The organism is Agathobacter sp. LCP21S3_B2, from assembly GCF_052118705.1.
GTDB lineage: Bacteria > Bacillota > Clostridia > Lachnospirales > Lachnospiraceae > Roseburia.
In genome coordinates this window covers 46,936-65,321 of the sequence record NZ_JBQKGQ010000017.1, presented here as the reverse complement: position 1 = coordinate 65,321, position 18,386 = coordinate 46,936, and the positions used below count along the sequence as shown (strand labels likewise).

At 41.7% G+C, this 18,386-nt stretch carries 18 protein-coding genes; 15 read left to right on the top strand and 3 right to left on the bottom strand.

Annotation, left to right across the window (positions count from 1 at the left end; all coding sequences use genetic code 11):
• Nucleotides 1-95 precede the first annotated feature (95 nt).
• The 6 genes from ACTQ1L_RS12140 to ACTQ1L_RS12115 all read left to right on the top strand — a co-directional run bounded on the left by ACTQ1L_RS12140 (nt 96) and on the right by ACTQ1L_RS12115 (nt 5,580).
• Entirely contained in the window at nt 96-596 is a 501-nt protein-coding gene (locus ACTQ1L_RS12140) for a GNAT family N-acetyltransferase (RefSeq protein ID WP_441367406.1), read from the top strand.
• Between the two features lie 12 nt (nt 597-608).
• The gene (locus ACTQ1L_RS12135; RefSeq protein ID WP_441367405.1) at nt 609-1,145 is read left to right on the top strand and encodes a GNAT family N-acetyltransferase; all 537 of its coding nucleotides are present in this window, start codon (nt 609-611) and stop codon (nt 1,143-1,145) included.
• A gap of 50 nt (nt 1,146-1,195) precedes the next feature.
• Nucleotides 1,196-1,453 carry a TfoX/Sxy family protein gene (locus tag ACTQ1L_RS12130; RefSeq protein ID WP_441367403.1) on the top strand — a complete coding sequence of 86 codons (258 nt, stop codon included), beginning with the start codon at nt 1,196-1,198 and terminating at the stop codon, nt 1,451-1,453.
• Nucleotides 1,438-2,355 carry a hypothetical protein gene (locus ACTQ1L_RS12125; RefSeq protein WP_441367402.1) on the top strand — a complete coding sequence of 306 codons (918 nt, stop codon included), beginning with the start codon at nt 1,438-1,440 and terminating at the stop codon, nt 2,353-2,355. Before ACTQ1L_RS12130 ends, ACTQ1L_RS12125 begins: the two co-directional genes overlap by 16 nt.
• A 705-nt stretch (nt 2,356-3,060) precedes the next feature.
• The gene (rbr, locus tag ACTQ1L_RS12120; protein WP_441367400.1) at nt 3,061-5,100 is read left to right on the top strand and encodes a rubrerythrin; all 2,040 of its coding nucleotides are present in this window, start codon (nt 3,061-3,063) and stop codon (nt 5,098-5,100) included.
• 96 nt (nt 5,101-5,196) lie between these two features.
• On the top strand, nt 5,197-5,580 hold the full coding sequence (locus tag ACTQ1L_RS12115; RefSeq protein ID WP_321110412.1) for a response regulator: 384 nt from the start codon (nt 5,197-5,199) through the stop codon (nt 5,578-5,580).
• Between the two features lie 164 nt (nt 5,581-5,744).
• Here ACTQ1L_RS12115 and ACTQ1L_RS12110 read toward each other — a convergent pair whose 3' ends face one another.
• The 3 genes from ACTQ1L_RS12110 to ACTQ1L_RS12100 are packed head-to-tail and all read right to left on the bottom strand — an operon-like array spanning nt 5,745 to nt 7,882.
• Complete coding sequence (locus tag ACTQ1L_RS12110) at nt 5,745-6,509, bottom strand: DUF4097 family beta strand repeat-containing protein (protein WP_441367398.1); 765 nt, start codon at nt 6,507-6,509, stop codon at nt 5,745-5,747.
• Between the two features lie 19 nt (nt 6,510-6,528).
• Complete coding sequence (locus ACTQ1L_RS12105) at nt 6,529-7,536, bottom strand: permease prefix domain 1-containing protein (protein ID WP_441367396.1); 1,008 nt, start codon at nt 7,534-7,536, stop codon at nt 6,529-6,531.
• Nucleotides 7,537-7,549: 13 nt separating this feature from the next.
• Nucleotides 7,550-7,882, bottom strand: a complete 333-nt coding sequence (locus tag ACTQ1L_RS12100) for a PadR family transcriptional regulator (RefSeq protein WP_441367395.1) — start codon at nt 7,880-7,882, stop codon at nt 7,550-7,552.
• Nucleotides 7,883-8,254: 372 nt separating this feature from the next.
• Here ACTQ1L_RS12100 and ACTQ1L_RS12095 point away from each other — a divergent pair, with 372 nt between their 5' ends.
• From ACTQ1L_RS12095 to ACTQ1L_RS12055, 9 genes are all read left to right on the top strand, one after another.
• On the top strand, nt 8,255-9,040 hold the full coding sequence (locus ACTQ1L_RS12095; protein ID WP_321110408.1) for a TatD family hydrolase: 786 nt from the start codon (nt 8,255-8,257) through the stop codon (nt 9,038-9,040).
• A gap of 135 nt (nt 9,041-9,175) precedes the next feature.
• Nucleotides 9,176-10,048, top strand: coding sequence for a 16S rRNA (adenine(1518)-N(6)/adenine(1519)-N(6))-dimethyltransferase RsmA (gene rsmA, locus ACTQ1L_RS12090; RefSeq protein WP_321110407.1), 873 nt, complete (start codon nt 9,176-9,178; stop codon nt 10,046-10,048).
• A gap of 72 nt (nt 10,049-10,120) precedes the next feature.
• On the top strand, nt 10,121-10,798 hold the full coding sequence (locus ACTQ1L_RS12085) for a peptidoglycan DD-metalloendopeptidase family protein (RefSeq protein WP_441367394.1): 678 nt from the start codon (nt 10,121-10,123) through the stop codon (nt 10,796-10,798).
• A 73-nt stretch (nt 10,799-10,871) separates the two neighbouring features.
• On the top strand, nt 10,872-12,497 hold the full coding sequence (locus ACTQ1L_RS12080; RefSeq protein WP_441367392.1) for a diguanylate cyclase domain-containing protein: 1,626 nt from the start codon (nt 10,872-10,874) through the stop codon (nt 12,495-12,497).
• Nucleotides 12,498-12,545: 48 nt separating this feature from the next.
• Nucleotides 12,546-12,854, top strand: coding sequence for a GIY-YIG nuclease family protein (locus ACTQ1L_RS12075; RefSeq protein ID WP_321110404.1), 309 nt, complete (start codon nt 12,546-12,548; stop codon nt 12,852-12,854).
• 113 nt (nt 12,855-12,967) lie between these two features.
• Complete coding sequence (locus tag ACTQ1L_RS12070; protein WP_441367390.1) at nt 12,968-14,134, top strand: AI-2E family transporter; 1,167 nt, start codon at nt 12,968-12,970, stop codon at nt 14,132-14,134.
• A gap of 187 nt (nt 14,135-14,321) precedes the next feature.
• Nucleotides 14,322-15,659, top strand: a complete 1,338-nt coding sequence (locus ACTQ1L_RS12065; RefSeq protein WP_441367388.1) for an MATE family efflux transporter — start codon at nt 14,322-14,324, stop codon at nt 15,657-15,659.
• A 122-nt stretch (nt 15,660-15,781) separates the two neighbouring features.
• A complete protein-coding gene (locus ACTQ1L_RS12060; RefSeq protein WP_321110401.1) occupies nt 15,782-17,248 on the top strand; it encodes a glycoside hydrolase family 32 protein in 1,467 nt (488 codons plus the stop codon).
• A gap of 109 nt (nt 17,249-17,357) precedes the next feature.
• Nucleotides 17,358-18,305, top strand: coding sequence for a carbohydrate kinase family protein (locus ACTQ1L_RS12055; RefSeq protein WP_441367386.1), 948 nt, complete (start codon nt 17,358-17,360; stop codon nt 18,303-18,305).
• Nucleotides 18,306-18,386 lie beyond the last annotated feature (81 nt).

Below are 18,386 nucleotides of genomic sequence, written 5' to 3'. Positions count from 1 at the left end.
ATAGTGGTCTTTTTCTATTCACTAAATAGGTGAAAAGCAATATTCAATTAAAATACAGTAACTGCGCGGAATTCAGCTGCTGATGCTGTTATTCCGTGAATAATTCAGGATTAAGAATGTTTGAAAATTCCGATTACGATGATTTGTTTGAATATCTCGTTCAACTTGAGAACGATGAATTTGAAGGATATCCAGGAATAACTTATGAAAATGGAAAGGAACATCTGTCATATAGAGTGCAATCAGATGAATTCTACGCAATAGAACTAAAAGAAAATTGCAAAGTTATTGGAAATATATATTGTGGGAAAAGAGATTTTGAGTCCAGGGAAGTTGGATATATCATAAATAAGAATTATCAGTGCCATGGATATGCAAGTGAAGCTTTATCTGCAGTAATAAGAAAATGCTTTAATAATGGCATACATAGAATATATGCAGAATGTGATCCACGAAATATCTGTTCATGGAAACTGCTTGAAAAAGTAGGTATGGAACGAGAGGCATTTTTTCATAAAAACATTTACTTCTATAAGGACGAGAACGGAAACCCAATTTGGAAAGATACTTATGTGTATGCAACATTGAATGAATAGGAGAGAAGAACTGTGAGAATTGAAACAGAAAGATTAGTTATTAGAGATTTGGAAAGAAAAGATCAAGAACAGTTATTTAAAATTGTTTGGCAAAAAAATGTGGTGCGCTTTATGCGTGATTGGTCAGAGAATAGTCCTAATCCAGAGTCTTTTGATGGGTATGTGGACTGGCATCAGTCACAGAAGGATTCTACAGATGTGTATGAATGTAAAAGATATGCCATTACGGTCAAAGGTGAAGATAAATGCATTGGAACAGTAGGCATGGGATTTGAGGATACTGTTAACGAAGTAGAAATGGCATATTTCTTAGATGAAGAATATCAGGGAAATGGATATGCAACAGAGGCACTTTTGGCTCTTTTTGAATGGTGTATGAAAGTATCGGATTTGAAATATTTGATTCTTACAATTGATGAGGCAAACGAAGCATCATGCAGAGTGGCAGAAAGAGCCGGGTTTGAATTGTTTGAAAAGAGATATCCGATTAGCCATAAACAGCCCAATATGGAAAGCGATTGTTATTACTATTACAGAAAGTACAGATAATGTAGAGAAAATTGTATCAATTGAGCAACTAGATGTTTATGGAGGATGGTATGGGCGAATTGTCAAAGTTACCTAATATTGGAAAAACAGTTGAGGAACAACTTATAAAGGTTGGCATTAATACACCTGATGAATTAAGAACTGTAGGTGCGAAGACAGCGTGGCTGAAGATACAGGAAATAGATGAGTCGGCTTGTATAAATCGACTTATGGCATTAGAAGGAGCTATCCGAGGCATTAAGAAAACAATTTTAGATGAAGAGGTAAAAGCTGACTTAAAAGAGTTCTATCAGTGGAAAAAGAAATAGGAAAATTGATATTTTATCGTTACAAAGGCAACAACAAATTTCAGTCTTGCGGAGAGATTGAAAGCAACAGAAGATTTGAATTTGGTGGTGATAATATGCTGATAAAAATAGGCGATTTTGAATTCACTGAAGTATGGGATGGTGTGTTCCATAAGAAACTTTCTAATTATCCACAGATAACAGATTGGGAGATTAGAACTATTATTGAATTTATAGAGTATGAAAACAGATATGGCAGGGAATGTGTAATTGAATGTGAAGATAGTAATGTATTAAAGTTAGTTAACGAAGGTATCGCGCATAAAGAGATGTATTTAAGCACACCTCGACCGAAGTTGTTGACAGAATGTACAGCATGTCCTTATAGAAAAGGATGTGTTACAGATTATGTATGTCATACGACTTCTGTTGAGAATGCCATTAAAATATTTGAATGTGGAAAACTGTTATCTGCACTAAATGCAAGGAAAGTACCTGTTGAAGAACTGATGAGTGAAAATCGAAATGCAGCAAATGACCCAGCTGATTATTTTGAATACATAATGTTTTCATGGGGTAATTGCCAAGCAGGAGATAGATTGGTTATGGAACGAGCATTAGAGCGTTTCCCAAATGAAGATGATTTGAGTGTGCATTTTAATCCTGGAGTGAGATTTTACTTCAAATATGAGCAATTATTAAAGCATCCCAATACGGTGTGTGATGGGGTGCTTCCTATGAAAGTAAAAGATGAAATAATACTTAAAGACTGGGTCAACAAAATTGTAGTTCCTATGAAATTAAAAGAGAAATTGGAATCACATATACCTTGCGATTTAAAAGATAGGATTATTTATGTTGCTAATGATTGCAAAGATATTTGGGATTGGTCTGAAAAGGTGTATCGAATTATAGAAAGTTAGAGCACTTGAAACTTTCAGTTTGCAGGTTTGTTGATAGACAGGAGACATCTTGTTTTGTATGTGTTAGTAGTATCTGAAAATATACTAAAAAATAAAGATTATTTACATAAGCCATTTGGACTAACCATCCGGATGGCTATTTTTTTACCCTTTTTTGGGTAATGGATGTAGAAAGAAGGTGAGAAAATTGAAAATCAAAAAGGTCGATGACAAGCCTATGGTGATCCATACCAAGAAGAAAGCAAAAAGAAACTGCTAAGACCGCTGCAAAGGAGGCATCCAAAGAGACTGCCAAAGCAGCGGCAAAGGAAGGGGCAAAAGTAGCAGCAAAAGTTGGAACCACTGTTGCAGGAACAGCAGCAGGACAGATGCATTTGAGATTTATATGAAGGAAAACAAAGGAAAAATAAAGCCGGAGATGAAGGAAGTCGCTGTACAGAAGAATGAAAAGGCAAGATAGAAGATTAGCATGGCTATATAAGGGCATATCATCGAGATTGGTGGTGCGCCTTTCTTGCTTTTTTTGTTAGGATTTGAACTTCTTTATGAATGGTGAATTGGCGGTCAAATTGTTGATGTGGTGACATTATAACGATAAAAAAGCATTCTGAATTTCTTATAGAATTTTTGTACTATATATGCTATAATATTGAAACAAATCTAGGTTAAGGTTTATACATATATAAGCAAAAGGAGGAGAGTAGCTTGAGTCATTTACCATTAAACGTTCGTGTCCCAATCGAGGAAGATAATCCCAGCATTATTCGTATGGAAGAAAAGTGCATAAAATGTGGTATGTGTAAGGATATATGTACCAGCCAGATTGGTGTGCACGGAACATACACATTAGAGCAGACCTGTGGGGAGGCAGTATGCATCAATTGTGGGCAGTGTGCCAATGTGTGTCCGGTAGACAGTATAACGGAAAAATATGAATATAATTATGTAAAAGAGGCAATCAAAGACCCGGATAAGGTTGTAATAGTCAGCACATCTCCTTCAGTAAGAGCAGCACTTGGCGAAGAGTTCGGTATGCCAGATGGCAGCTTTGTACAGGGTAAGATGGTGGCTTTACTCAGAAAGCTTGGAGTTAATTTTGTTCTTGATACAAACTTTGCAGCCGATTTGACAATTGTGGAGGAGGCAAGCGAGTTAATAGAGCGAGTTACTAAGAACACCGCACCTTTGCCACAGTTTACCAGCTGTTGTCCAGCCTGGATAAAGTATGTAGAGACATACTATCCTGAGATGATTCCTAATCTCTCAACAGCAAAAAGTCCAATTGGAATGCAGGGACCAACAATTAAGACATTTTTTGCTAAGAAGAAGGGAATTAATCCAGAGAATATTGTTAATGTGGCACTTACACCATGTACGGCAAAGAAGTTTGAAATTCGCAGAAATGAAATGAACGCTGCAGCGAAATATCTTGGAATTGATGACATGCGTGACATGGATTATGTTATCACTACAAGAGAACTGGCAAAATGGGCCAAGGAAGAAAATATTGATTTTGCCAGTCTTTTAGATAGTGATTATGATGATTTCATGGGCGAAGCTTCTGGAGCTGGTGTTATTTTCGGCAATACCGGTGGTGTTATGGAAGCGGCTCTGAGAACAGCATACGAATATATTACAAAAGAGAAATCTCCAGAACAGCTTTTGAATTTTACACCTGTAAGAGGTTATGATGGTGTTAGAGAGGCAACTGTAAAAATTGGAGAGCTGGATGTAAGTATAGCTGTCATTTATGGAACTGCTAATGCGGGAAAAGTAATTGAAGAAATAAAGAACGGAAATAAACAGTATCATTTTGTTGAAGTTATGACGTGTCCGGGAGGCTGTATCGGAGGCGGTGGACAGCCAAAGGATGTTATGAAGGACAAGGATGAAGTCAGAAAAGCAAGGATTCAAAGCCTGTACACGAAGGATGAGGCAATGATTATCAGAAAGAGTCATGAGAATCCTGATATTAAAAGAGTATATGAAGAATTTTATGGGGAGCCATTAAGTGAGCTGGCTGAAAAAATGTTACACACTTCATATGAAGACAAGAGCGAAATATTAAATAGAAAAGGAGATAAAGAAATGGGTAAATGGGTATGTAGTGTATGTGGATATGTACATGAAGGAGAGCAGCCACCGGAGCAGTGTCCAGTATGTAAGCAGCCGGCATCGGCATTTAAGAAAGAGGATGCAGTATCATCAAAGAGCAAATATGCAGGAACAAAGACAGAGAAGAATCTCTGGGAAGCATTTGCAGGAGAGTCACAGGCCAGAAATAAATATACATACTTTGCTTCTGTAGCAAAGAAGGCCGGATATGAGCAGATTGCAGCATTATTCTTACAGACAGCTGAGAATGAGAAAGAGCATGCCAAGCTTTGGTTTAAGGCGCTGGGAGAGCTGGGGGATACAGCAGAAAATCTTTTACATGCAGCTGAGGGTGAGAATGCTGAGTGGACAGACATGTACGAGAGAATGGCTAAGGATGCGGAGGAAGAAGGATTCACTGAGTTAGCAGCACAGTTTAGAGGTGTTGGAGCAATTGAAAAACTTCATGAAGAGAGATACCGTGCATTGCTTAAGAATGTAGAAGCAATGGAGGTATTTAAAAAGAGTGGAGTAACTATGTGGGAATGCCGAAACTGTGGGCATGTAGTTGTAGGACTTGAGGCACCAGAGGTTTGTCCGGTATGTAATCATCCACAGGCTTATTTTGAAGTAAGAAAAGAGAATTATTAATTAGTCTTTTGAGAGCAGTGTATTCATAAATTATTGCACTGCTCTTTTTTATAGAATGGAATGAATACTTAAACAGATAAAGTCAGGAGGATTCACATGAGAGTACTGAATATCGAAGATGATACATTTAAACACAATGATATTTGCAAAGCCCTGTCAGGATGCGGGATTAAAGATGTCGAATGGTCCAATAATCTCGCGGATGGCTGGAAACAGATTAAAAACTCAATGGATAGTAATACCCCGTATGATCTGATAATTACTGATATGTATTATCCCAGCGAGCCGGGTGGCAGAGAAGAGGAATCAGGAGATGTTTTGATTGACAGAGTTATTAAGAACAAAATCACAATACCTGTAATTCTCTGCTCCAGCGTGAACCTCAAATACCCGGAAATATATGGCTGTGTTTATTATAGCAGGGAAAGAAACTGGGAGGCAGATATGCAGAAGCTTGTAAATAGTCTTGTTGCCGGATAAGTGCTAGTACAGCGAAAATTAAGTTGTTGATACATTGAGCGAGGATGCGGTTTCGAGAGTGCATGTCAAAAAACGCTGGCGTAGCGGGCTACGTCAAGGCTTTTTGGCATGTGCTATCGGAATCGCAGACCGGTCAATGTATCAATTACTTATTATTCGCTGTACTAGTACTTCAACTCAATATCTCCAAGACCGGAGTCGATAATCAGGTGTTTTACCTTTTCGGCTTTTTCATTTACTTCATACTCATCGCCGTAATCATTACCATTGATTGTGATACTGCCGATTCCGGAGTCCAAATCCATCATGTAGCCGTCAAGTGACTGTGAGGATGTCACAGTGATGTTACCTGTACCACCGTCGATATCCATCTTGTCAAAGGCACAGTTTTCAAAGCTTAGGTTGCCGGTTCCGCCATCCACATCACATGTGGCGAAGCTGCAGTCAGTGACATTTAAATCGCCTACGCCTGTGTCAAATTCAGCATCAGCTGCAGTCAGAGCATCGATGTTCACTTCGCCTACACCGGTATCAAATGAGAGTTTGTTCAATGCTGCGCCCTCAGGAATGGTGACAGTGATTTCACTCGTTGTGCTTCTTTTGTAGTTGGTTCTTTCTCTCTGTGATATCGTGAGGGTATCGCCGGAACTCTTGATTTTTGGAACAAGTCGCTCGTTGCATTTGTATGAGACCGTGTAGTTGTCACCGGCTGTTATGTTGATATTCAGTACGGCTGCATCAAATATCAGGTTTGAAAATTTATCGACTGAAAGCTCCTTTGTGCATACATTTCTGGGAGAATTGTCTGAGTGTGGAATAAGATTGTCAAACAGACCAAGGGCCAAGCCTCCGATATGGTAGAGACTTCCGGCTATGATGCAGATTACGGTAATTATTGTAATTGTTGTCAGATATATAGATTTTTTCATTTTGCATCTCCTTTTAAAATCAATTACTATGTTTATCGCTGAGCAGATTTTCAACCAGAGAGTGGATGATTGCAGCTATCGGCCAGATGATCCATGTAATATGCCAGTCAAATGTAAGAAAGCTCCAGCAGAGATAGATGCATGTGACTGTTGACCAGTAAACTGACATGATTGCAGCCACAACCGGATTTTCATAGTGAACCTTGCCATCGTGTGAATTGGCAAAATTACCGCCTACAGTTTTAGCACCGTTTAATGAGAGAAGCTGGTCAAAGCTTGATTTTGTCATATTTGTGAACACTATCATGAACACTCCGATTGCTATGAATACGAGCACGAGTCCGCCGGAAAGTGAATCTGCGAAGGTGCTTTTGGTGTTTAGTGAGCTGATGATGATTGCAGGCACTGCACAGAGTATACAGAGCATGATGCCCACTGTTAAAAGTATTGCGTGTGTGGCACGGTAGCTTTCCTTTCGCTCGTTGACCCAGTTTGCTGTCTCAAAATCTATGCAGTAAGGCTCTTGTTTCAGGTAGTTCCATTTTGATGAGCTTGAGCCTGAAAAGATGAAAAAACCGACTGCAACAGCGATACACAGGAACAGGAAGGTGACGCCGATGGCATCAGATGCGTCCGGTGAAGCGAGTGAACGCGGAATACATTCGCTGAATATCGGTCCAAGGCTTGCGAGAATACAAAGCAGCACTCCAAACGCTGTGAGATATGCCTGTTTTGCTGAATCCTTGAGGAAGCTGACCGCAGTCTCGCGGGAGAGTGTTTTGGCAGCAGGCATTGCCTGGCGAGGGTCCACGAAGCTTTTGATGCCGAGAGAGTCAGCAAGCTCGTCAAGATTTCCAAACTCTGATATGACGATGCCGATGGCTTCGTTGTCGGATTTGCCCTCGGATATCAGTTCATTGTATTTATCCTCCATCATCTGATAGAGCTCATATTTTGCCTTCTGTACCTCGGGAGTATTCGGGAGGTGCGAAAACATATTTTCCAGATAATTCTTTATTGTTTCCATAAAATGTCTCCTTTTAAAATCGTATGAATTTGCTCACCACGTCGAGTGTCAGTTTCCATTCCTCGCATTTCATCCTGTAATATTCTCTGCCGGAACCGGTAATCTGATAATAGGTTCGTCGTTTGCCGTTTGCGTTGTCGCTCGAAGAAAATGATGTGATGTATCCGTTTTTCTCCAGACGGGTAAATGCAGAGTAAAGGGTTGTTTCCTTAATGACGTATTTTTCTTCGGATATCTGCTTTATCTGCTTTGAAATCTCGTAGCCGTAGGATGGTTTGTCGAGAAGCAGATAGAGGATGATGGTATCGTTGTATCCGCGGATGACATCGCTGCTGATGTTAACCATTTTCCACCTCCTGTTTCTAATATTTTAGTAACTATTCAGAACCACCGTGAGAATAGTTATCCATTTTTATTATATTTCAGACCGGAGTATGATTTACTTGTCTGTGAATCCGGTTTTATATATGATGGATTTTATGTTACTGTTTACACGAAATATTCTGTCGTGAACTGGATACTACGCGTGACGTACTACGAGTGTCATACTATGTCTGTCGTAGTAAACATATCACAGATTGTTTTTTATGTCAACAGGGATTTGAAAAATAAGTGGAAGAAACACAGGCTGTGATGGTATACTGTACATAGTATATGTAGCAGTTTACATGCGGAATAATAAAAATAATAATTAGAAGTACAGGAGAAGTAATTAAAAATGATATTCGAAACACACGCCCATTATGACGATGACAGATTTAAGGAAGACCGCGATGTGACCATACAGCGGGTTTGTGACAGCGGGGTGGCGCCGATAATAAACGTCGGTGCATCAATAAGCTCCACAAAAACAACGATGGAGCTTGCAGAAAAATATGATTTTATATATGCGGCGGTCGGAGTGCATCCAAGCGACATAGCAGACTTGAACGATGAGACCTTTGCATGGCTTAAGCAGCAGACATTATGGGAAAAGACGGTGGCCGTCGGCGAAATAGGACTTGACTATTATTGGGATAAGGAAGCCGATGTACAGGAAAAACAGCGCTACTGGTTTAAGCGCCAGCTTGAGCTTGCGGCAGAAGCTTCACTGCCTGTAATAATACATTCCCGCGATGCGGCCGAAGATACAATGAAAATTATGAAGGAAGCAGCTGCGAAAGGCATCCGCGGTGTGATACACTGCTACTCATACTCGCCGGAGATGGCACAGGAATTTATAAAAATGGGCTATTATATCGGAGTTGGCGGAGTTGTCACATTCAAAAATGCAAAGAAGCTCGTACAGACTGTATCAGAGCTTCCGCTGGATAGAATCCTCCTTGAAACCGACTGTCCATACATGGCGCCGGAGCCGCATCGGGGCACCAGAAATGACTCGTCAAACATTCCGTATGTCATATCAAAGATAGCGGAAATCAAGGGTATTACGCCGGATGAGGTAGAGCGCGTAACGCGCGCAAACGCATTTGAACTCTTTAAACGTGTCAATTTCCGGGATTGAGCCACAGCGTGAGGGGCGAAAACCGCGAAAATTCAAGAATATAATTGAAATAAAGACATTTTCTGTGATATTATAAAAGATATTGACAGCAGTTGGACTGTCACATCAGACGAAACGACACAAGGAGCGCATATAATGGCATTTTTGGGAAATCCTAAGAACACAATCGAGGTTCTGCAGAAATACAATTTCAATTTTCAAAAGAAATTCGGTCAGAACTTCCTCATAGATACAAACATACTTGAAGAAATCATAGACTCAGCCGGCATCACAAAGGATGACATGATACTTGAGATAGGTCCCGGAATAGGCACGATGACGCAGTATCTGTGTGAGTCGGCGCGTCAGGTAATTGCGGTCGAGATAGATACAAATCTGATACCGATACTTGAGGATACGCTGAGTGAGTACGACAATGTAAAGGTAATAAACGATGACATATTAAAGGTGGACATAAACGTACTTGCAGAGGAATATAATAATGGTAAGCCGATAAAAGTAGTCGCAAACCTGCCATATTACATAACGACACCAATTATTATGGGGCTGTTTGAGAGCCATGTGCCTATAGACAGCATCACAATCATGGTGCAGAAGGAGGTCGCAGACCGCATGCAGGCAGGTCCCGGCAAGAAAGATTATGGAGCACTTTCGCTGGCAGTACAATATTATTCGCACCCGGAAATAGTGGTGAATGTGCCGCCAAGCTGTTTCATGCCACAGCCAAAGGTAGGTAGCTCCGTTATATCGCTCAAGAGATATGAAAAGCCGGTGGTTGAGGTGGAGGATGAAAAGCTCATGTTCAAAATTATCAGGGCATCCTTCAACCAGCGCAGAAAAACACTTGCCAACGGACTCAACAACTTCGGCGGCATGGGACTGACAAAGGAGCAGATACAACAGAGCATCGAAGCACTCGGTGTTCCTGTAAACGTGCGTGGTGAGGCACTCAGCCTGGAACAGTTTGCACAGTTGTCCAATATAATCGGAGCAGCCAAAAAAGAATAAAGTGTATGAATAAATATGCGCAGACAGGACAAACTATCATCAGAACAAATCAGATGATGGAGGAAATGTCCTATGAAAAAACAACAAATAGCAGCAGCGGCATGTCTCGTGGCCGGAGCCATAGGATTTGCAGCGGTATATTCAACACACAATCTCAGTAACGAGGAAGAACCGACAGAAATCTCACAGACCTCGTCCATAGTGGAGCCCACAGAGAAAAAGACACCACAGCCCGTGAGGGAAGAGAAGGATACCGAGACAGAAACAAAGCAGGATAGCACAGATGCTAAGCAGCCTCAAAAACAGGAACCGACAGAAAAAGAACTGCATTTTTCACCGGAAAATGTGACAAACTGGCCTTTAAAGGGAGATGTGCTGTTACCGTTTTCCATGGAAAAAACAGTATATTTTCCAACACTTGATCAGTATCAGTACAATCGCGGCATGGTAATCCGCGCCAATGAGGGGGATTCTGTGTGCTCTGTCACAGAGGGCAGAATCATAGATATATATGACAGTGCTGAGACAGGATGCACGGTGGTACAGGATCTGGGAGATGGCTACATGGCAACGTACGGACAGCTTAAGGATCTGACCTGTGATGAGGGAGATGTGCTTGAAGCGGGCGAGACGCTTGGGGCAGTTGGAAAAGAAACCAGATATTACACCGTCGAGGGTACAAATATATATTTTGCAATGGAACAGGACGGAAAACCAATCAATCCGATGGACTATTTCGGAGACAAATAAATAGAAAATATAGAATATGCCATACATGATCCGCCATATGCAGATGCGGATATGAGCAGGCAGAGAGGTGAGCATGGTGGAATTTGAAGAATACAATGAAAAAGTAAAACAGTTGACACAGGGCATTCTTGACACATATAGAAAGAATGCCGAGCTCACCATGAAGTATTGTAATGAGCTCATTGCATATGGCGAAAATACAGCGGATTCAAAGCTTCTTGGGTTTGGATATTTTTATCTTGCTTCAACGCTGTATTGTCTGAATGACTGTGAACATATTTTTGATGTTATAGTCAAAGCCATAAAGCATCTGGAGAGGAGCGGCGAGTGGTGTCTTCTGGCTAGATCATACAACATACTGGGCATTGTTACCTTTAGCAGAGGCAATATGCCTGTGGCGTATGATTATTATCTTGATGGCCTTATGTATTGTAAAAAATACGGCTTACTCGAAGAACAGGGCATGATCAATGTCAACTGCGGAGCATTGAACATAGAGGCCGGAAGATACAGGGAAGCCATGGAATATTTTGAGAAAGCCATGGAATACATAGTGTCCATACCGGATGACCCTGCGTATCATACCAAGATGATATCCTTATATGAAAATATGATAAACTGCAAGGTGCTTGAGAATGATTTTACAGGCATAGATGCCATGCTGTCTGAGGTTGAAAAAGAGCATCTGCCGTATGCGGATGCCATTGACAGGCTTGGCATATTAATCAGTAAAACCTTTTATATGCATAGAAGCGGTCAGTATGATAAGCGTGATGAATGCATCAATAAGATTGACAGCGGAATCCGTCCGGATATGCTTTTTCTGGATTTGCTGGAGGATTTTTTTGTCTATCTGAATGTATTGTTTGAGAGCGATAAAAATGATGAGTTCTGGCATCTTGTTGAGCTTATGGAGCCAATGCTAACCAACATGAAGGTCACAGGCATGCAGGTAAGACTGCTGTCACTCAAAATCCGTTACTACAGAAAAAATCATATGAATGCAGAGTATCTGCAGTCTGCCGGCTTGTACTATGAGCTGTCGGAGAGACAGGCAGCCGAGTCAAAGGGTGTGATAAAAGAGGTAATAGGACTCCGAAACAACTTCGAGAAGGTAAATCGTGCCAAGAAAGAAATGGAAAAGGAAAATAAACGTCTTCTGGTACAGTCGGAGACAGATCCGCTTACAGGTATGGCAAACAGACGAAAGCTCAATGTCCAGGCTGATGATATGTTTATGAATGCACTTGAAGCCGGACATAATTTTGCAATTGAGATACTGGATGTTGATTATTTCAAGGAATACAATGACAATTACGGACATCAGGCAGGAGATAAATGTCTTATTGAGATAGCTGAATGTATCAGGGAAGTGGCAATGGCACATGGAGGTTTCTGCTCCAGATACGGTGGAGATGAGTTTGTTATCATATATGAGGCGGTATCAAAGGAGGAGGCAGAAAGCTATGCGGCGCAGCTGAGGCAGAAGGTGCTGAATCTGAATATAGCGCACAGATATTCAAAAGCTATGCCAATTGTCACAATATCCCAGGGAATGTTCTGCGATGTGCCGCATAAGGAAAACAGAGTGTGGGATTTTTTACATATAGCTGATGAGGTGCTTTATAGCGTAAAGTCAGAAAACCGTAACAGCTATAGTGTGATGGACAGAGAGGAGTGCCTTAAGCTTTCAGAGTAGGTTTAAGAGCCTGTAAAACTCTTTTAGGAAATAGGGATTGGAATAAAAGTGGAAAATTATACATATATTGTAAGGTGTGCTGATGGTACACTTTACACAGGCTGGACAAATGACCTCAAAAAGCGCATAAAAGCACATAATGACGGAAAAGGCGCCAAATATACAAAGACACGCAGACCTGTGGAGCTGGTCTACTTCGAGCATTTTGCCACAAAAGAGGAGGCAATGAGCAGGGAGTATCACATAAAACAGCTTAAGCGTTCACAGAAGCAGGCTCTGATAGATAGAATGGATAAAAGTCATGAGATAATACCATTTGAGCTGACAGAGGGCGAGAGTGTTGCCAGGATTGATTAAAGACTATATAATGTTTGTTGTAATCTCACAATATTTACCAACGAAGGAATTATTTGGGAGCGGTAATCAGCTTGTTACATTCCGGACATACAATAAACGGGGAGGAATCGCGCATGGAAGAGAATAATAAGATGAAGCACACCATAAAGGTCGCATGGGCCAAAGGGTTTTCACAGTTTTTAGCACTAGCAGGAGCAATCCTGCTAGTGTTTGTGCTATTTAAATTTGATGCAATAATGGCACAGATAGTGAGAATAATAAACATACTTATGCCAATTATCATGGGTATTGTACTGGCATATCTCGTAAATCCGATGGTAGAGTTTTATGACAGAAAGCTAAGCAATTCGCTCGGCAAAGCCATAGAAAAAAAGCGAGGAAAGAGACCATCAATGAGAGGTCTGTCAATACTTATAAGTCTGGTCATAATAGTAGCCATTATAGTAGTGCTCATCATGATGGTGGTGCCACAGCTTGTAAGCAACATCACAAACGCGGTCAGTCTTTTACCAGATCAGATACAGGACCTTGTGAAAAAAATCACAGAGCTTGCTAAAAATAATGACAAGGCAAAGGAAATAATCACTGAGCTATACAATAACAGCATAAGCTATTTTACCGAATGGGTAAGGGACAATATGCTTGGACAGGTTACCTTTGTGATAAACAGTATTATGGGAATCTTTGGTACAGCGGTAAACTGCCTCGTTGCATTCATCGTGGCCATCTATGTCCTGCTTAGCAAGGATACCTTCAAGCGTCAGACTAAAAAGCTCGTGAGTGCATTTCTGCCGGAGCGCCATATACAGGTGCTTTCAAGCATCTTAAAGGAGAGCGACAAGATATTCGGTGGCTTTATCAGTGGCAAAATCATCGATTCACTCATAATCGGAGCTATCTGTTTCGTGTGCTGCCTGATACTGCGCATGCCGTATGTGGCACTCGTGAGCGTGATAGTCGGAGTGACCAATGTCATACCGTTCTTTGGACCGTACATTGGAGCCATACCAAGCACCATACTCATCATGCTCGACAGCCCGTCAAAGGGTGTGATATTTTTGCTGTTTATCATTATCTTACAGCAGGTGGACGGCAATATCATCGGACCAAAGATACTCGGTGAGTCTACAGGACTCTCACCTTTCTGGGTGGTATTTGCAATCTTCCTTGGAAATGGATTATTTGGAGTAGTGGGGCTGTTCATCGGAGTACCGACATGGGGTGTCGTGTACTACCTGATAAAGAGATATGTGAATTATCGTGTGAGGAAGAAAGAATAAAAGTACTGTTAAAAATAAGTTATAAATTTTGAAAATAGTACTTGAATACTGGAAAACATGTGTATATAATGTGTGAATGAGGCTTTGAAAAAGAGCTTGTTCACACATTTTTTTAATGGATTTTCTGCATGGGTGAACCTGCTGGGAGAGCTATTATGAATTGAATTTTTTGGGAGGGTATTTACACATGAAGACAGATATGACCAAAGGCAATCCAATGAAAATTATACTGCTGTTCTCGATTCCTGTTCTGATGGGAAATCTGTTTCAGCAGTTCTATAATATGGTGGACACGGTTATCGTGGGGCAGTATCTGGGCTCAAAGGCGCTTGCGGCGGTTGGTTCGACAGGCTGTATTATGTTTCTGGTGCTTGGCTTTGCAAATGGAATAGCACAGGGCTTTGGAGTTATGGCAAGCCATGCGTTTGGTGCGAAAAAAGAGAAGCTTTTGAAGCATTATGTGGCTTTAGCTATCATTCTTACTGTGATTGTTTCAGTGGTGCTCACGATTCCGACAGTGCTTGCGTCGAGGCAGCTTCTTATCTGGCTCAATACACCTGATGATATACTTGTCATGGCTGATGCGTACATAAAGGTCATTTTTTCAGGAATTTTCTGCACCATGTCCTACAATGTGGCTTCCGGTCTTTTGCGAAGTATCGGAGACAGCAAGACTCCGCTGTACTTTTTGATTTTTTCATCTGTATTGAATATTGTGCTGGACATATTCTTTATCGTGGTGGTGAAGGCAGGCACGGCAGGAGCTGCTTATGCGACAGTTATCTCGCAGGGAATTGCAGCAGTTTTGTCATTTATCGTGATGTTTAAGAAGTATGATTTGCTGCGCACCAGCCGTGAGGATTATTACATGGATTGGAACGGAATCCGGCACATGCTCTCAATCGGTCTGCAGATGGCACTCAACTATTCAATCACTGCTATCGGAACGATGATTTTCCAGGCTGCGGTCAATGTGTTCGGTTCGCAGGTGGTAGCTGCGTTTACCGCCGCATCCAAGGTCAACAATATCGCGACACAGACCATGCCTACACTTGGAACAGCAGCTGCGACGTACTGCGGACAAAATCTCGGTGCAGGCAGATACGACAGGATATTTAAGGGTATGAAGACATGCTTTTTCATATGTATAGGCTGCGCAGTTTTAGCGGCAGCAATTAACTGCTTTGTCGGACCGTACATGATAGGCTGGTTTATCACATCGCCTACGGCAACTGACATTGACTATGCTATGAAATATCTGAAAATCGCGAGCATATTCATGCTTCCGCTGGCATGGATTTTTGCATACAGAAACGGTCTGCAGGGACTTAACAAGGGACTTGTGCCTATGCTTAGCGGTGTGATGGAGCTTGTGTCGAGATTGATTGCAATACTTGCCCTGTCAAAGCCATTTGGTTACGTCGGTGTGTGCTTTGCAGATCCGGCAGCCTGGCTTACAACAGGAATACTGCTTATTGTGACCTACTATGTGTGGGAGATGCGCATGAGAAAGAAGGTACAGTAAAACCACAAATGAGGTTTTCTCAGCGGATAGAAACTCCTGGGATGGTGTGAGCAGCCGGGAATATCAGGACGCAGCAGGAGAAAATCAGGCTGTTACATGTCAAACAGAATGGGAGGATTTGCATGAGCAAATTATTGGAAAAAGCAAGAAGCTACGAGGCAAAAAAAATAGCTGCTACGGATAAAGAGAGTAAACCTTTGTTTCATATCAGTGCACCGGCAGGATGGATTAATGATCCGAATGGATTTTCTGTCTATAACGGAAAAATTCATCTGTTTTATCAGTACTATCCATATCTGCGTGAGTGGGGACCTATGCATTGGGGACATAGTACGACAAGCGATATGATTAAATGGGAACAGCTTCCGTGTGCTCTGGCACCTGACGAGGAATATGATAAAAAAGGATGTTTCTCAGGAAGCGCCATTGAGGCAGATGGTAAGCATGTGCTTGTATACACAGGTGTCACAAGGATTAAACTTCCTGACGGCAGTGAGCAGGAGAGACAGAACCAGTGCATCGCATTTGGAGACGGACTTAATTATGTGAAGCATGAGAATAATCCTGTTGTGACAGGCGATATGCTTCCTGAAAACTGCAGCAGAATCGATTTCCGTGACCCGAAAATATGGAAAGAGGATGACACATATTATCTTATAGTTGGAAGCAAGGACTTAAACGATGTGGGACAGGTGGTGCTCTGCTCTTCAAAAAACCTGACCGATTGGCAGTTTGTGACAATCCTTGCGGCAAACAGCACCGGCAAAATAGGTACCATGTGGGAGTGCCCGGACTTCTTTGGGCTGGAGGATAAGCATGTGCTCGTCTGTTCACCGCAGAATATGAAGGCAGACAAATATGAGTTTCATAACGGACACAACTCTGTATATTTTCTGGGGGATTATGATAAAGAAAATCATGTATTTATCAAAGAAGAGCCGCACACACTTGACTATGGCATGGACTTTTATGCGCCACAGACTACACTGCTTCCGGACGGACGCCGCGTGATGATTGCCTGGATGAAGTCATGGGATGCATGTGTCGTTCCTGATTCGCAGGATTGGCAGGGCATGATGACACTGCCTCGTGAGCTTGAAATAAAGGACGGCCGTATCTGGCAGAAGCCGGTTAAGGAAATAGAAAATTATCGTGCAAACAAGTGTCATTATACAGATAAAAAAATAGACTGCTACACGACCTTTGATGGCATAAAGGGCCGCACTCTCGACATGACAGTGGAGCTTTCAGGCGAGGAGTACAATAACTTCACTGTTGAAATGGCATGCGATGATGAGTATAGCACAGCGTTTACCTACAACAGAGTCGCAGGCATGCTCGAGATTGATCGTACCTGCTGTGGCGTCACAAAGGATGTCGTCTGTGTCAGAAAAATTAAAATCGCAGATACAGACAGAAAGCTAAAGCTTCGTTTCATCATGGACAGACAGTCTATAGAGCTCTTTATCAATGACGGACAGCAGGTCGCAACCACAGCTATCTGTACACCTCTTCAGGCAGATGGAATCAGCTTTAACTGTGACGGGAGTGCTGTTGTGGATATTGAAAAATATGATATAATTTTGTAATATGACTGCATATCAGTAGAGCATACAAATAATAACCGGACAAATTATTGGTCCGGTTATTTGCAGAATGATATACAGGATATTTTGACAGGAAAGAAAGAGGTACAATATGGATGTAGTTGCATTAGGTGAATTACTTATAGATTTTACAGAAAACGGTACAAGTGCGCAGGACAATAAGCTTTTTGAGGCTAATCCGGGTGGAGCTCCATGTAACGTGCTTGCCATGCTTCAAAAGCTCGGTCATCAGACTGCTTTCATCGGAAAAGTGGGGCAGGATGCGTTCGGAAGGCTGCTTGTTGATGCCGTAAAGGAGCAGGGCATCGACACAACAGGCGTGCGCTATGATGATAATGTCCATACCACTCTTGCATTTGTCCAGACCGCAGCAGACGGAGACAGAGATTTCTCATTTTACAGAAATCCGGGAGCAGATATGATGCTGACAGCGGATGAGGTGGATTTATCCCTTGTGAGAAACGCAAAAATTTTCCACTTCGGAAGTCTTTCAATGACAGATAAGACCTGTGAGAAAGCGACAAAGCATGCAATAGCTGCCGCAAAAGAGGCAGGCGCACTGATTTCCTTTGACCCTAATCTGCGCAAACCGCTCTGGAAGAGCATGGACGATGCAAAAGAGAAGATAAGCTGGGGCCTGAGTCAGTGTGACATCTTAAAAATATCTGATGATGAGATTGAATTCATGACAGGTGAAAATGACATAAAGACAGGTGTGAAGAAGCTCATAGATGAGTATCACATTCCGTTTATCTGTGCCACCATGGGCAAAAACGGAAGTATGGCATTTTTTGACGGACATATCGTGGAGGCAGCTCCGTTCCTGCGAGATGACACTGTCGAGACTACAGGTGCAGGAGATACTTTCTGTGCATGTCTGCTTCACGATGTGTTGGAGCATGGTATCAATGACCGGAAGGATGACGATGTGAAAAAGATGCTCACATTCGCAAATGCAGCAGCTTCGCTTATTACCACGAGAAAGGGCGCACTTCGCGTGATGCCTGAGAAGGGTGAGGTTGAGGCTGTGATTAAGTAGTTATAATTTAATACGATAAAAGAGATTATACTCTTCTTAATCTATGTTTAAAAACGTGATTAAGAAGAGTATATTTGTTTC

What these genes read in the sequence shown, in the direction of transcription:
- ACTQ1L_RS12105 (WP_441367396.1), bottom strand. Translation starts at nt 7,536, where the DNA reads ATGGAAACAATAAAGAATTATCTGGAAAATATGTTTTCGCACCTCCCG.
- rsmA (WP_321110407.1), top strand. Translation starts at nt 9,176, where the DNA reads ATGGCATTTTTGGGAAATCCTAAGAACACAATCGAGGTTCTGCAGAAA.
- ACTQ1L_RS12055 (WP_441367386.1), top strand. Translation starts at nt 17,358, where the DNA reads ATGGATGTAGTTGCATTAGGTGAATTACTTATAGATTTTACAGAAAAC.
- ACTQ1L_RS12065 (WP_441367388.1), top strand. Translation starts at nt 14,322, where the DNA reads ATGAAGACAGATATGACCAAAGGCAATCCAATGAAAATTATACTGCTG.
- ACTQ1L_RS12095 (WP_321110408.1), top strand. Translation starts at nt 8,255, where the DNA reads ATGATATTCGAAACACACGCCCATTATGACGATGACAGATTTAAGGAA.
- ACTQ1L_RS12060 (WP_321110401.1), top strand. Translation starts at nt 15,782, where the DNA reads ATGAGCAAATTATTGGAAAAAGCAAGAAGCTACGAGGCAAAAAAAATA.
- ACTQ1L_RS12080 (WP_441367392.1), top strand. Translation starts at nt 10,872, where the DNA reads ATGGTGGAATTTGAAGAATACAATGAAAAAGTAAAACAGTTGACACAG.
- ACTQ1L_RS12070 (WP_441367390.1), top strand. Translation starts at nt 12,968, where the DNA reads ATGGAAGAGAATAATAAGATGAAGCACACCATAAAGGTCGCATGGGCC.
- ACTQ1L_RS12085 (WP_441367394.1), top strand. Translation starts at nt 10,121, where the DNA reads ATGAAAAAACAACAAATAGCAGCAGCGGCATGTCTCGTGGCCGGAGCC.
- ACTQ1L_RS12100 (WP_441367395.1), bottom strand. Translation starts at nt 7,882, where the DNA reads ATGGTTAACATCAGCAGCGATGTCATCCGCGGATACAACGATACCATC.
- ACTQ1L_RS12130 (WP_441367403.1), top strand. Translation starts at nt 1,196, where the DNA reads ATGGGCGAATTGTCAAAGTTACCTAATATTGGAAAAACAGTTGAGGAA.
- ACTQ1L_RS12115 (WP_321110412.1), top strand. Translation starts at nt 5,197, where the DNA reads ATGAGAGTACTGAATATCGAAGATGATACATTTAAACACAATGATATT.
- ACTQ1L_RS12110 (WP_441367398.1), bottom strand. Translation starts at nt 6,509, where the DNA reads ATGAAAAAATCTATATATCTGACAACAATTACAATAATTACCGTAATC.